Raw genomic sequence first — 13,468 nt, 5'->3', positions numbered from 1 at the left:
TTTGTGTGGCACGGCCGAAGCGAGGGCATGGACCTCTCCGCCGCCGTCTCGGCAACGACAGCGACCCTCCGTCGCCGCCCCGCACAGCTTCTCCCCTTCTACCTCCTCGGCACCGCGGTCCCGGTGATCGCCCGCCTCGGCACGTTCGCCGCGCTGGCGGGGATCTACCTCCACCTCGAACTCTCCGGGCGGCTCGCGGCCGTCGGCGACGCCCTCGCCGGGGTCGAGCCGCCGCCGGAGACGCAGGACCCGGAGGCGCTTCAGGCGTGGGCCGAGGGCCTGACGCCCGCGTTCGAGCCCCTGTTGACGCCGACGGTCGGGGCCCTGTTCGTCGCCGGCGTGCTCGTCTCGGTCGTCCTCGCGATAGTCGCGTACGCCGTCGTCTCGGCCGGGCAGCTCTCCGCGGTCATCGCGAGCCTCCGGGACGAGCGGGGGCTCGTCGGCGGGATCGCCGGCGCTCGGTCCCGCTGGCTCACGTTCCTCGGGGTGTACGTCGCCGAGCTCCTCCTCTGGATCGCCGTCCTCGCGCTCGGGTCGATCGCGGTCGGCGCGGCGTTCCTCGCGAACCCCTTCCTCGGCGCCGCGGTCGCGGTCGCCGCCCTCCTCGTCGGGTTCGTCGCCTTAGCGCTCGTCCGGATCCTGTTCGCGTTCGCGCCGGTCGCCGTCGTCGTCGACGACGCCGGCGTGGTCGGCGCGGTCGAGGGCGCGGGCGGCTTCGTGCGCTCGAACCCCGTCGACGCCGCCGCCTACCTCGTGGTCGCGATCGGCTCGCTGGTCGCCGTCGCGTCGGTCGCCTCCGGGCTCGCGTTCCTCGGCGGCGGCCCCGTCGTCGCGCTCGCCAGCGCGGTCGTCGTCGCGCCCGCGCTCGACCTGCTGAAGACCGTCCTCTACGGCGACTACCGCGGCACGGTCGACCCCGTCTCGCCGCCCGAGGCCGGCGTCAGGGCGCAGTTCGTCGGCGGGGCCCGCCGCGGCTGGCGGGCGCTCGGGAGCTTCGTCCGGTCGACGCCCGGCAGTCACGCCCTCGCGCTCGCGGTGGCCGTCGGCTTCGGCGCGGTCGGCTGGCTGGGCGCCGCGCCGTTCGCCGAGACGGTCCCGACCTCGATCGAGTCGCGGCTGGTCGGACAGATCCCGCCCGTGGCGACGCTGACGTACTTCGGGAACAACTGGGGCGTCGCGATCGCGACCGCCTTCTCCGGGGCGGGGTTCGTCCTCCCCGCGCTCTCGTCGCTCGCGTTCAACGGCCTCGCGCTCGGCGCCACCGCCGCCCTAGAGGAGAACCTCCCGGCGCTCGTCGCGTTCGTGGTCCCCCACGGGATCTTCGAGATCCCCGCGCTCATCGCCTCGGGAGCGCTCGGGATCCGCCTCGGCGCCGTGTCGTGGCGGGCGTTCCGCGGCCGCGCGAGCCGCGAGCGGTTCGCGGACGCCCTAGAGACCGCGTTCTGGGTGACGGTCGGGCTCGGAATCCTGTTCGGCGTCGCCGCCGTCATCGAGGGGTTCGTCAGCCCGTTCTACTGGCGGCCGTTCCTGTGAGCGACGCGGACCGGCGACCCGCCCGCGGCCGTCGCAACGCCGGAAGGGTCGCAGACCCCGCCCGCAGCCTTATTACCGCGCGGTCGAAGCGACGGTATGACACCGCTCGTCGCCGTCATCCTCGTCGGCGTCCCGCTCGCGTGGCTCGTCGGCTTCGCCGCCTACGCGTACGTCGACGCGCCCAAGTACGGGATGGATCCGCGGAAGTGGGCGCTGATCGCCTTCTTCGTCCCGCTGTTCGGGTTCTTCGCGTATATTTTCGAGCGCGGCGAGCGCGATTACGACTCCGAGACCGACCCGTACGCCGGCGGGAGCGACGGCCGCACCGGCGGCTTCGCCGTCCACGAGTCGCGGCAGGGAGAAGAGCGGCTCGGTCCGGCGGGCACGGAGGCGGACGACGGCGACGACGACGAGTGGAACGACCCGGACGGGGTCGACCTGTAGGCGCTCGTCGCCGCGGTCGCGCTCGCCGCGGCCGCCGACCCGCTCGACGCGCGTCCGCTCAGAGCGCGTCTATCAGGGCCTTCCGGCGGCGGTCGAGGTCGAACGCGGCGTCGGCGGCGTCGAGTCGGCCGAGGAACGCGAACACGTCCGCGCCCGCCCCCTCGGCGTGACGGACCAGGGCCTCGATCGACGCGCGGTTCGTGGCGAACGACTCCAGCTCCCCGCAGCAGAGCGCCAAGGCGATCCCGGCCTCGCCGGACGGGAAGGCGGGGTCGACGCGGGCGAGGTCGGGGTCGTCGGTCGCCGCGCCCGCGACGCCCGCCTCGTCGGCCGCGGCGACGCGTAGACACCGCGTACAGATCGCCGCCGGATCGGCGGGGGCGTGTTCGCGGAGCGCCGGCGGCACCGCGAAGGCGACGGCCTCGGCGCCGCAGTGTGGACAGGACACGCCCGTCGCTACGGGCGGGGCGGGCTAAAAGCCGACGGCGGGAAAACGAGCGGCGACCGGCGCGGAAGCGGTGATGGCGACTCGAGAGAGGCGCCGCGAGGACGTCAGTCGGCGGGCTCGGGCTCTTCGGTCTCCGCGGCCGCGACCTCCGCGGTCGCCTCCTCGGCCTCCGCCCGCTCTTCTTCCTCCTTCTTCGCTTTGATCTTCTTCATGCGGAATATCTCCTCGCGCTCCTGCTCTTCGAGCTTCTGCTCGATGTACTCCTGGTTCTCGTAGAGCGTCGGGAGCAGCGTGAACTCCAAGGCGTTCACGCGGCGCTTCGTGGTCTCGATCTCGGTGAGCATCTTCTTCATCGCCGTCTCGACCTCGGCCGCGAGGATGATCTTCTCTAACAGCTCCTCGTAGGCGTCGGCCGCCTCGTCGATCCGCGCCGAGGAGCCCAGCAGGCCGTACCCGCGCTCGTCGAGGCTCTTCTGGACCTTCGAGGACTCGATCTGCGGGACCACGACGCCCATGATGTTCTTCGACTGGGTCGTGATCTCGGGGTGCTCTTTCAGCGCCGCGGCCGCGCCGCGGACGGCGACGTCGCCCTCCATCGCCCGGGCCATGTCGATCTTGCGCTGGGCCGTCTCGTAGTTCTCGGAGACCTCGGACCGGACGTCCTGCGCCTGGTCGAGGATGTCCATGAACTCCATGATGAGCCCGTCGCGCTTCTGTTCGAGCGTGTCGTGACCGCGCTCGGAGAGCTCGATGCGGTCCTCGATCGCCATCAGGTTCTTCCGCGTCGGTTTGACGTCCTTGGCCATCTTGGGGGAAGCTTCCGCTCCGAGGCGGTTAATTCTTTTCAGACGCGGCGGATCGCCCCGACGACGACTGCGAGCGACGGCGAGCAGCGCCGCTGTCCGGACGCGGCGTCGCAGGCGTCAAAAAGTGAGTCGGGCCGTCAGTCGGCCGCTTCGAGGACTTCGCGCTCGGACTCGTCCTCGCGGTAGTGCTCTTCGATGAACTCCTCGTCGATCCGGTTGAGGGCGTCCTTCGGCAGCATCGAGAGGAGGTCCCAGCCGATCGAGAGCGTCTCGTCGATGTCGCGGTTCTCGTCGAAGCCCTGGTCGATGAACTCGGACTCGAACGCGTCCGCGAAGTCGAGGTACTTGTTGTCCAGCTCCGACAGCGCCTCGCGACCGACGATGTTCACGAGGTCGCGGAGGTCCTCACCCTCCGCGTACGCCGCGAACATCTGGTCTTTCACGTCGGCGTGGTCGGCGCGGGTGAGCCCCTCGCCGATGCCGTCGTCCATCAGCCGCGACAGGCTGGGGAGGACGTTGATCGGGGGCTGGAGGCCCTGGCTGTTGAGGTCGGGGTCGACGTAGATCTGTCCCTCCGTGATGTACCCGGTCAGGTCCGGGATCGGGTGAGTGTCGTCGTCGCCCGGCATCGTGAGGATCGGGATCTGCGTGACCGAGCCCTCGCGTCCCTTGATCCGGCCGGCGCGCTCGTACAGCTGCGCCAGGTCGGTGTACATGTACCCGGGGTACCCGCGGCGGCCGGGCACCTCCTCGCGGGCCGCCCCGATCTCGCGGAGCGCCTCGCAGTAGTTGGTCATGTCCGTCAGGATGACGAGGACGTGGTAGTCCTTCTCGAAGGCGAGGTACTCGGCCGTCGTCAGGACCATCCGCGGCGTGACCGTCCGCTCGACGGCGGGGTCGTCCGCGAGGTTCATGAAGACCACGGAGCGTTCGAGCGCGCCGGTACGCTCGAAGTCCTCCATGAACTCGTTGGCCTCCTCCTGGGTGATCCCCATCGCGCCGAAGATGACGGCGAACTCGGAGCCCTCCTCGTCGTCGCCCTCCTCCTCTTCGGGCACGCTGGCCTGCCGCGCGATCTGCATCGCGAGCTCGCTGTGCGGCTGCCCGGAGCTGGAGAAGATCGGGAGCTTCTGCCCCCGGACCAGGGTGTTCATGCCGTCGATGGCGGAGACGCCCGTCTCGATGAACTCCTCGGGGTACTCCCGGGAGTACGGGTTGATCGCCGCGCCGACGATGTCCTGGCGCTCCTCGGGGACGATCTCCGGGCCGTCGTCGATCGGGCGGCCGGAGCCGTCGAGCACCCGCCCGAGGAGGTCCTCGGTGACGGGCATCTTCATCGTCTCGCCCAGGAAGCGGACGGACGCGTCTCGGTCGATGCCTGAGGTGCCCTCGAAGACCTGGATCGCGACCACGTCCTCCGAGGATTCGAGCACCTGTCCGCGCAGCGTCTCCCCCTGTGCCGTCTCGATCTCGACGATCTCGTCGTAGCCGATCGCCTCGTCGACCTCGGCGTACACGAGGGGACCGCTGATCTCGGTGATGGTTTGATACTCTTTCATGGTCAGTAGAGGCTCCGGAGCTCCTCGGTGATCTCCGCTTTGAGATCCTCGACGTACTCCTCGTAGTCCTCTTGGACGCCGATACGGTTAATCCGCGGGGCCGAGTCGATGTCGATGATCTCCTCGACCGGGACGCCGGCGTCGAGCGCGTCGAACGCCTCGTCGTTGAACGTCTGGATCGTCGTCAGCATCAGGTACGTCTTCTCCGGCGGACAGAACGTGTCGACCGGGTGGAACGCGTTCTGCTGGAGGTACGCCTCGCGCAGGTAGCGCGCGACCTCCAGGGTGAGCTGCTGGTCGTCGGGCAGGGCGTCCTTCCCGACGAGCTGGACGATCTCTTGCAGCTCCGTCTCCTCGTCGAGCACGTCGACCGCCCACTGGCGCCGCTCGGCCCAGTCGTCGGCGACCTCGTCTTCGAACCAGGGGTCGAGCTGGTCTTTGTACAGCGAGTAGGACTCGTTCCAGTTGATCGACGGGAAGTGGCGGCGTTCCGCCAGGTCCGCGTCGAGCGCCCAGAACGTCTTCACGATACGCAGCGTGTTCTGGGTGACCGGCTCGGAGAAGTCGCCGCCGGGCGGCGACACCGCGCCGATCGCCGAGACGGAGCCCTCCGTCCCGTTGATGTTTTCGAAGTAGCCGGCGCGCTCGTAGAACTGCGCCAGGCGGGCGGCGAGGTACGCGGGATACCCCTCCTCGCCGGGCATCTCCTCCAGCCGGGAGGAGATCTCGCGCATCGCCTCCGCCCACCGCGAGGTGGAGTCGGCCATCAGCGCCACGTCGTACCCCATGTCGCGGTAGTACTCGGCGATCGTGATCCCCGTGTAGATACAGGACTCACGCGCCGCGACGGGCATGTTCGAGGTGTTCGCGATGAGCGAGGTGCGGGCCATCAGCGGGTTGCCGTTGGCCGGGTCCTCCAGCTCGGGGAAGTCCTCGATGACCTCCGTCATCTCGTTGCCGCGCTCGCCGCAGCCGACGTAGACGATGATGTCCGCGTCGGCGTACTTCGCGAGCTGGTGTTGCGTGACCGTCTTCCCGGAGCCGAACGGCCCGGGAATCGCGGCCGTCCCGCCCTTCGCGATCGGGAACAGGCCGTCGAGGATGCGCTGGCCGGACACCAGCGGCGTCCGGGGCGTCTTCTTGTCGTTGGCGGGGCGGGCCTCGCGCACCGGCCACTCCTGGTGCATCGAGATCTCCTCGCCGTTGTCCAGTTCGACGACCGTTTCGGTGACATCGAAGGTCCCGGACTCGGCGGCGACGACCTCGCCGCCCTCGTAGTCCGGCGGCACCATGACCTTGTGATCGATGGTGACCGTCTCCTCGACGATCCCGACGATGTCGCCGGGCTCGACGACGTCGCCTGCCTCGACCTCGGGCTCGAACTCCCACTCCTCCTCGAGGTCGATGCCGGGCGCGTCGACCCCGCGGTCGAGGTACGGACTGCCCATCTTGCCCTCCAGCACGTCCAGGGGGCGCTGAACGCCGTCGTAGATGGCGTCCAGCATCCCCGGGCCGAGGTCGACCGACAGCGGCTCGCCCGTGTTCTCGACGGGTTCGCCGGGGCCGACACCGGAGGTCTCCTCGTACACCTGAACGGTCGTGAGGTCGCCCTCGATCTCGATCACTTCCCCCATGAGCCCTTCGTCGCCGACGTAGACGACGTCGTTCATGCGGGCGTTGAGATCGCGGGCGGTCACGACCGGACCGCTCACGCTCTGAATGACGCCGCTGTCTGTCTCGGCGTCGGTTGTGTCTGCTTTGCTCATATTAGTCGTCTTCCTCCATCAGGTCGATGCCGATGGCGCGTTTGATCTGGTCGCGCAGCCCGCCGCTGCCGGCGCCGGAGCCGCCGAGCGTCACGAGGACCGGCTCGATGCTCCCCTCGACGGCCTCGCGGGTCCCCCGCGAGAGGTGGTCGAGGTCGTCGTCGTGCATCACGATGATGCCGACGTCGTCGTCGTCGAGCGTCCGCTCGACGGCGTCGTCGAGCGCCTCGTCCTTCTCCTCGTCCGGCACGTTCTCGAACGCTCGGACGCCGGCGAGGCGGAATCCGGTCGTGAACTCCGGGCTGCCGACGACCGCTATCTCCTGGCTCATGTTATCACCAGCTCCGATTCGATCTCGTCGGGCGAGAGGCCGGCCTCCTTCCCGCGGGCGATCGCCCGGATGTTCTCCGTCTCGCGCTCCTTCGCGAGGATGTAGGAGATCACCGGGGTGACCGACACCGGGTGGATCGTGCCGAGCCGGTCGCCGTACGCCAACAGCGCGCCGTCGATGGCGTGCTCGAACGCGATGAGGCTGTCCGCCTCCTCGAGTTCGCGCAGCGCGGGCCCGAGCTCGTCGCCGTACTGGCTGTCGCCGATGTACTCGACCAGCTCGTCGAGGTTCTGCGCCAGCCGCGCGAGCGACGAGCGGGTGAACAGGTCGCCGCCCTCGATGAAGTACGCCGCGGGGTCGATGTCCGCGCCCGAGCGGGCGAGCCGGAGCGCGTTCGTCGCGTTCCGGAAGTCGACCTCCGCCTTGAGGAACGCCTCGTACTGCCGGGTCGGCTCGTCGCCGCCGAGCCCGGAGAGGAGCCGCTCGTAGAACGCGCGGTCAACCGCGTTCTCCAAGGGCACCAACACGCCCGCCTCCTCGTACTCGGCGAACGCTTCCCGAAGCGGCTCGCCGTAGATCGTATCTTCGAGGACCTCGATCACGCCGTCGATCGAGTCCGCCTCCAGCAGTCGACGGATGCGCCGGTCGTCGAACTCGCCGGCGCGGATCAGGTCGACCTCGACGGCCGACTGGTCCGCGTCGGTGTAGACGCCGCGGATGACCGTCTTCACGTTCCAGGCGTCGAACTTCCGGAGGTAGCGGGCGATGAGGTCGTACAGCGGCCCCTCGCTCCAGTCGAGGATGGCGTCGAACTGCTCGGCGAGGTTCCGGTTTAACGCGTACTCGATCAGGTCCACGCCGCCGTGGCGGCTGCCGAGCGCGTTGATCTCCTCGCCGTAGCTCGACTCCTCCATGAACCGGGCGATCTCGGCCGGCCCCATCCGGGTCAGCTTGCGGTACTCCTCGTCCCCGTAGAGGCTGCCGCGGCGGGCACGAACCCGCGCGACGACGTACTCGGGGTTCGAGCTACCGGCGGCGCTCATTGGTCGAACAGCCGCTCCGAGATGTTCTTCAACTCGTCGTCCCAGACGGACTCCAGGACCGAGTCGAACGTGTTGTTCACGCGAACGCGGGAGGTGTCGCTCTCGGCGACGACGCCGCCGAGGCAGTCGACCTCGCCGTCGACCTCGGCGTTGCGGTCCGCCACGAGCTCCTCGAGCAGCTCGACGTCCTCGGCGCGGGTGTAGACGGCGACGTCCTCGTCGTCGTCGAACTCCGCGAGGGTCGCGTCGAGTAAGGCCTCCGTGAGGTCGCGGCGGTCGTCGCCGTCGAGGTCGGCTATCGCCGCCTCGACCTCGTCGTGGACGTCCTCCAAGACGTCGCGGCGGGCGCCCAGCCGCTCCTGTTTGGCCTCGAGCTTCGCCGACGAGAGCGTCTGTTCGCGCTCCTGGTCGATCTGGCTCTCGACCTCCGCGAGCCGCTCCTCGCGGATGCGGTCCGCGTCGGCCTCCGCCTCCTCGATGACCTCGTCGGCCTCGGCCTCGGCCTGTTCGCGGATCTCCTCCGCACGCGCGCGGGCCTCATCTTCAACGTCCTCAACGACGGTTTCCAAACTCATTGGTTGAAAAACGCTGGAGAGTTACCCGACGATGAAGACGACGACGAGCGCGAGGATGACGATCGTCTCGGGAAGGACCGTCAGGATGAGCCCGTTGACGAAGAGGTCGTCGTCCTCGGCCATCGCGCCGACGGCGGCCGACCCGATACCGCGCTCCGCGTAGCCTGCGCCCAGCGCCGCGAGCCCGACGGCGAGCGCCGCCGCGGCGTTGGGGTCAGTCAGCGTTCCACCGGTCGACAGTACGAGGTTCCCGAGTTCGTTGGTAGCTTCAAACATTGGTAGTAGTTGCTGTTGCTCGTCTCCGAACGGTTGCTAGTTGCCCCTAGAGGAGTCATAAAGCTTCCCAAAACGACCGAACAGGATCCGGGAGAACGGCGGGGAAAGCAGGCGCTGTCCGCGTCAGAACCCGACTGGATTGCCGGGTTCGATCGCACGCGAAACGGCGAGACCGAGCGGCGACCGACGGCGGGGCGTCGTCAGTCGTCGCGGGTGTACTTCCGGTCGCGGCCGAACGGGAGGTACGCGCGGCCGCCGCCCTCGTAGAAGTTCCCGAAGAACTCCACGTACTCGAGGCGGACCGCCTGAATGCCGGCGGACGTGACCCCGAGCAGGAGGACGACGACGTGGCCGACGAGCGCGACGACGATGCCGCCGACGAGCGCGACGATCCCGACGAGGCCGATCGAGGCAGGGTCGAACGCCGTGGTGATCCCCGCGAACACGAGCTCGTAGTCCGCGGTCTCTTGCACCTTTGCGAGGTAGTCCGCGCTGAAGATGAAGTGGAAGCTCCCGTCGCCGCCGTCGTCGATGTAGGCGCCGAACGCGAGCAGGTTGACCGCGAGCGCCATCCCGCCCTTCGCGAGCAGGACGGCCATCAGCCGGGCGTACGAGATGACGTTGACGACCGGCGAGAGGAACTCGGCGAGCTCCGGCGGCTCGCCGATCCCGAGCAGGACGAGTCCGAGCACCGCGGCGGCCGCGCCGGCCCAGCCGACCAGGACCGGGAACCCGCCGAACGAGACGGCGCCGAACGTCAGGACCGAGACGGCCTCGAACAGGAAGTCGGGCTTCGAGTTGGGGAACACCCGGCTGAAGATCCAGACCCACGCGCCGTTGAGGATCAGGAGCCACGAGCCGGCCTCGTAGACGGCGTGTTTCAGGTCGTGCTGCTGGGCGGTGCTCACGAACGAGAGCACGTGACCGACGTTGAGGTGGACGATGCCGAACACCACGCTCACGACGAGGAACGAGAGCCCCCAGTCGAGGTCTGCGGGCGAGAGGCCCTTCCCCTCGACCGGCCAGTGGATCCCGAGCAGCTGGTAGGCGTGGTAGCCGAACAGGTCGATACCGTAGTAGATGCCGAACAGTATCGTGAAGCCGCCGGCCCACATCGCGACGGAGCCCAGTTCGCGGAACGCGCCGTCGAACTTGGAGTACATGAAGAACCCGATGGCGGCGTAGAGGACGCCGTACCCGACGTCGCCGATCATGAACCCGAACATCGCCGGGAACGTGAGGAAGACGAGGAGCGTCGGGTCGAACTCCGAGTACTTCGGCCGCCCGAACGCCTGAACGAGGAGTTCGAACGGGCCGGCCGCGCTGCCGTTGTCCTGGACGACCGGCGGGTCGTCGGAGCCGTGCGCCGCGTGGCCGCCGTCGGTGGCGACCGCCGTCTCCGCCTCGCGGTCCGCGGCCGCGGCGCTCGCGCCCTCAGCGCCGCCCGACTCGTCGTCGACCGGCTCGGCGTGGTGGTCGCCGTCGGGGGTGAACGAGGCGCGTTCGAGCTCCTCGACCTCGACGTGGTCGCCGACCGCGTCGACGATCGCCGCCTCGAAGTCGGGGTACGTCTCGGTCGGCACCCACCCCTCCGCGACGAAGGCGTTCTCGGTGGTCGCGAACGAGAGCGGCGCCTCCTTCTTCTCGGCCTCGATGGTGAGCTGCTCTTCGGCGCGCAGCAGGAAGCCCGCCGCCTCCTCCTTCACCGATTCGAGCCGGCGCTCGACGCCGGCGAGCTCGTCGCGGAGGTCGGCCTGCTCGGCCTCCAGCTCCGCGACGTACTCCTCAGGGCTGGCGTCGGCGTCCGGCACGTCGAGCAGCGTGATGTCGACGCCGACGAGCGCGTCCTGGACGACGCCCTCGGCGTCGGGGTCGGCTGGCCGCGCGACGATGGCGAGCACGTCGCCGCCGACGAACACGTCGAAGACGTCGATCGAGTCGGCGTCGGCGAGCGCGGCCTCGACGGCGTCGGGCTTGGCCTCGCCGACGACGACCTCGACCGAGTCGTAGCCGCGCAGGTACTCGAGGTCGATCCCGAGGTCGGCGAACGGCTCCATCCGGTCGATCTCCTCCTGGCGGTCGCGGATCGCGGCCTGGAGCTCGTCGCGCTCGTCGTTGAGCTCGTTGACCCGCTCGCGGACCCGTTCGAGCTCGGCGACGAGCTCGTCGTCGTCGAGCGACCGGGCGACCTCCGCGTCGTCCTCGTCGACGTCGAGGATGCTCTCGAGCGATCGGACCGTGACGAGGCGCTCGTTGACGGTCTCCGCGCCGTCGAGCGACGTCCCGGGCTCGAACCCCTCGTACCGGTCGTCGTAGTCCGTGACGTGCAGGGAGTGGTGGGCGTACGCCGCCTCGATGACGTCGTCGATGACGCGCTTCGAGCCCGTCACCGACACCCGGCTCATCTGCTCAGGCCTGAGCATCCACCGCCTCCTCGGCCTGGTCGTGGACCGCCGCCTCGAACCGTTCTACGGCGTATTCGACGGCCGATTCCACCCGGTCGCGGGCCTCGCGTTCGAGCTCGTCGCGGTCGTCGCGCCCCGATTCGAGGATCTCCTCGCGCCGCTCCTCGATCTCTTCTCGGGCCGCTTCGAGCCGCTCTTGGGCCTCGGCCTCCGCCTCCTCCTCGGCCTCGGCGCGGATCTCGTCCGCGCGCTCTCGAGCTTCGGCGAGGCGCTCCTCGGCGTCCGCTTCCGCGTCAGCGATGATCTCGTCCGCCTCCCGTTCGGCCTCCTTGATCGAGTTGAGCACCTCTGGTCTCGCCATGCTACTAATCGCCTGAATCTCTACAAGCGACGTATAAGGTGTTTGCGAAAGCCCGCGGGGTTGCGCGCCGATTCCGGGGCGATCTCGCCCGGATTCCGGCCGGGACCTAGCCGCGACGGGCGGGAGATCCGCTCGCCGCCGCCTACATTTAAGTAGCAGTCGCCGGACCCTCACCGTATGGCAACGGTGTATGCGGTCGCGTCGGCGAAGGGTGGGGTCGGGAAGACCACCACGACGGCCGCGCTGGCGACGATCTTGGCGGATTCGGGCGCCGACGTCGTCGCGATCGACGCCGACCTCGGCATGGCGAACCTCGCGGGCGTCGTCGGGGTGACGCCCGGCGAGACCACCCTCCACGACGCCCTGGCCGGCGAGGCGGACCCGGAGGACGCGGTCCGCGAGGGGCCGTCCGGCCTCCGGGTCGTCCCGGGGGCGACCGATCTCGACGCGTACGCCGCCGCGGACCCGTCGGGGCTCCGCCGGGTCGTCGAGGCGTTCGACGACGCGGACTACGTGTTCGTCGACGCGGGCGCGGGGCTGTCCCACGACTCCACGCTCCCGCTCGCGATCGCCGACGAGACGCTGCTCGTCTCGACGCCGGAGCGGAGCGCCCTCGGCGACACCGAGAAGACGCGGCAACTGACCGAGCGGCTCGGCGGGACCGTCGTCGGCGCCGCGATCACCCGCGCGACCGACGACGCCGACGAGGTCGTCACCGCCCTCCTCGACGCCCCCGTCCTCGGCCGGGTCCCGGACGACGATGCCGTCGCACGGGCCGCGGCGGCGAACCGCCCGCTGCTGGCCGTCGCGCCCGACGCACGGGCGATGCGCGCGTACCGCGACCTGGCCCGAGCGCTGACCGGCGCGGACGTGGAGGGGGCCGGGCTCGACGAGCCCGCGGCCGAGGCGGCCGCCGGCGCGAGCGGAGTCGAAGCCGAGGGCGAGTCCGACGGCGACGGCGAACCGGCGAAACCGCAGGAATCCGAGGACGAGACCGGGGAGGAACGGCCGGACGCGACAGACGACGACGCGGTGATCGTCGACGACGACCCGGACGAGGACGGAAACGGAGGCGGCGGAGAGGAAGACGAGGCGGAGGGCGGCGAAGCGGCGGACGACGGCGACCCGGACGACGGCGACCGGGAGGACGAGGACATCATCGTCGCGGACCCCGACGCGGCCGGCGTGGCGGAGCCGGGCGACGGCGACGACATCATCGTCGCGAGCGAGAGCGAAGCGGCGGGGGACATCGCGGACGACGACACCGACGAAGACGGCGACGACGACACGGGTGACGGCGGGAGCGAGGGCTCCGACGATGACGGAGGCGAGACGACCGACGAGGGAACACCCGACGACGGCGACGAGCCGGAGGAGTCCGTCGACGAGGGCGACGGGGCGGCTCGCGAGGGCACCGACGCCGACCAAGAGGCGACCGAGAGCGACGAGGCCGGCGGACCCGACACCGGCGACGAGTCCGTGAGCGGCGGGAGAGCGGCCGCCGAGCTCGAGGCCACCGGCCCCGAGGCCGCGACGGACGAGGAGTCGGACGCGATCCCCGACGCGGGCGAGACGGCGCACGGGGCGACCGCCGAGCGCGACGCCGGCGGCGACGGGCCCGAGGGCGGTTCGGGCGCCGACTCGGAGACGGACGACGACATCGACGACGAACTCGCGGGCAGCATCCCGTTCCGCGACGACGACACCGGGACGATGAACACCGTGCTGTCCGAGGAGGACGACGAGAGCGAGGCGGACGACGGGGACGGCTCGGCGGACGCGGACGCCGAGACGGAGTCGACCGCGGACGCCGACGACGAGGAGGAGGACGGCGGCTTCTTCAGTCGGTTACTCGGCCGGTGAGGGCGGAAGCTCGCCGGCGGGAGTGAGACGGGAGAATCGGGTGGGGCGCGGCGGTCCG

General features: G+C 70.1%; 13 protein-coding genes. 3 read left to right on the top strand and 10 right to left on the bottom strand.

Annotated elements, in window-relative coordinates; all coding sequences use genetic code 11:
• The first annotated feature begins 27 nt into the window (after positions 1–27).
• Together EXE48_RS03755 and EXE48_RS03750 are read left to right on the top strand one after the other, a co-directional pair.
• Positions 28–1,533 carry a stage II sporulation protein M gene (locus tag EXE48_RS03755; RefSeq protein WP_121600298.1) on the top strand — a complete coding sequence of 502 codons (1,506 nt, stop codon included), beginning with the start codon at positions 28–30 and terminating at the stop codon, positions 1,531–1,533.
• Between the two features lie 96 nt (positions 1,534–1,629).
• Entirely contained in the window at positions 1,630–1,977 is a 348-nt protein-coding gene (locus EXE48_RS03750) for a PLD nuclease N-terminal domain-containing protein (protein WP_053772456.1), read from the top strand.
• 58 nt (positions 1,978–2,035) lie between these two features.
• Here the strand turns inward: EXE48_RS03750 and EXE48_RS03745 are convergent, their stop codons facing one another.
• From EXE48_RS03745 to ahaH, 10 genes are all read right to left on the bottom strand, one after another.
• A complete protein-coding gene (locus tag EXE48_RS03745) occupies positions 2,036–2,425 on the bottom strand; it encodes a DUF6276 family protein (RefSeq protein ID WP_121600300.1) in 390 nt (129 codons plus the stop codon).
• A 104-nt stretch (positions 2,426–2,529) separates the two neighbouring features.
• Complete coding sequence (locus EXE48_RS03740) at positions 2,530–3,231, bottom strand: V-type ATP synthase subunit D (RefSeq protein WP_053772454.1); 702 nt, start codon at positions 3,229–3,231, stop codon at positions 2,530–2,532.
• Between the two features lie 137 nt (positions 3,232–3,368).
• Complete coding sequence (locus tag EXE48_RS03735) at positions 3,369–4,790, bottom strand: V-type ATP synthase subunit B (protein ID WP_053772453.1); 1,422 nt, start codon at positions 4,788–4,790, stop codon at positions 3,369–3,371.
• A gap of 2 nt (positions 4,791–4,792) precedes the next feature.
• On the bottom strand, positions 4,793–6,556 hold the full coding sequence (locus EXE48_RS03730) for an ATP synthase subunit A (RefSeq protein ID WP_053772452.1): 1,764 nt from the start codon (positions 6,554–6,556) through the stop codon (positions 4,793–4,795).
• 1 nt (position 6,557) lies between these two features.
• Positions 6,558–6,887 carry a V-type ATP synthase subunit F gene (locus EXE48_RS03725; protein WP_121600302.1) on the bottom strand — a complete coding sequence of 110 codons (330 nt, stop codon included), beginning with the start codon at positions 6,885–6,887 and terminating at the stop codon, positions 6,558–6,560.
• Entirely contained in the window at positions 6,884–7,930 is a 1,047-nt protein-coding gene (locus EXE48_RS03720) for a V-type ATP synthase subunit C (RefSeq protein WP_137710752.1), read from the bottom strand. Before EXE48_RS03720 ends, EXE48_RS03725 begins: the two co-directional genes overlap by 4 nt.
• Positions 7,927–8,505 carry a V-type ATP synthase subunit E gene (locus EXE48_RS03715; protein ID WP_121563631.1) on the bottom strand — a complete coding sequence of 193 codons (579 nt, stop codon included), beginning with the start codon at positions 8,503–8,505 and terminating at the stop codon, positions 7,927–7,929. The genes EXE48_RS03720 and EXE48_RS03715 overlap by 4 nt, the downstream gene beginning before the upstream one ends.
• Before the next feature lie 21 nt (positions 8,506–8,526).
• Positions 8,527–8,781, bottom strand: coding sequence for a V/A-type ATP synthase subunit (locus EXE48_RS03710; protein WP_004598766.1), 255 nt, complete (start codon positions 8,779–8,781; stop codon positions 8,527–8,529).
• Between the two features lie 200 nt (positions 8,782–8,981).
• Positions 8,982–11,186: a V-type ATP synthase subunit I gene (locus EXE48_RS03705; protein WP_137710881.1), complete on the bottom strand. Its 2,205-nt coding sequence runs from the start codon at positions 11,184–11,186 to the stop codon at positions 8,982–8,984.
• A gap of 4 nt (positions 11,187–11,190) precedes the next feature.
• Entirely contained in the window at positions 11,191–11,547 is a 357-nt protein-coding gene (gene ahaH / locus EXE48_RS03700; protein WP_121600305.1) for an ATP synthase archaeal subunit H, read from the bottom strand.
• 177 nt (positions 11,548–11,724) lie between these two features.
• On the opposite strand from ahaH, the gene minD reads away from it, so the two are divergent.
• Positions 11,725–13,410, top strand: coding sequence for a cell division ATPase MinD (gene minD, locus EXE48_RS03695; RefSeq protein WP_137704567.1), 1,686 nt, complete (start codon positions 11,725–11,727; stop codon positions 13,408–13,410).
• Positions 13,411–13,468 lie beyond the last annotated feature (58 nt).

Source organism: Halorubrum sp. ASP1, assembly GCF_005435135.1.
In the GTDB taxonomy this organism is placed as follows: Archaea; Halobacteriota; Halobacteria; order Halobacteriales; family Haloferacaceae; genus Halorubrum; species Halorubrum tropicale.
The sequence above is the reverse complement of the archived record's forward strand: the minus strand, read 5'-3'. Positions and strand labels throughout refer to the sequence as shown.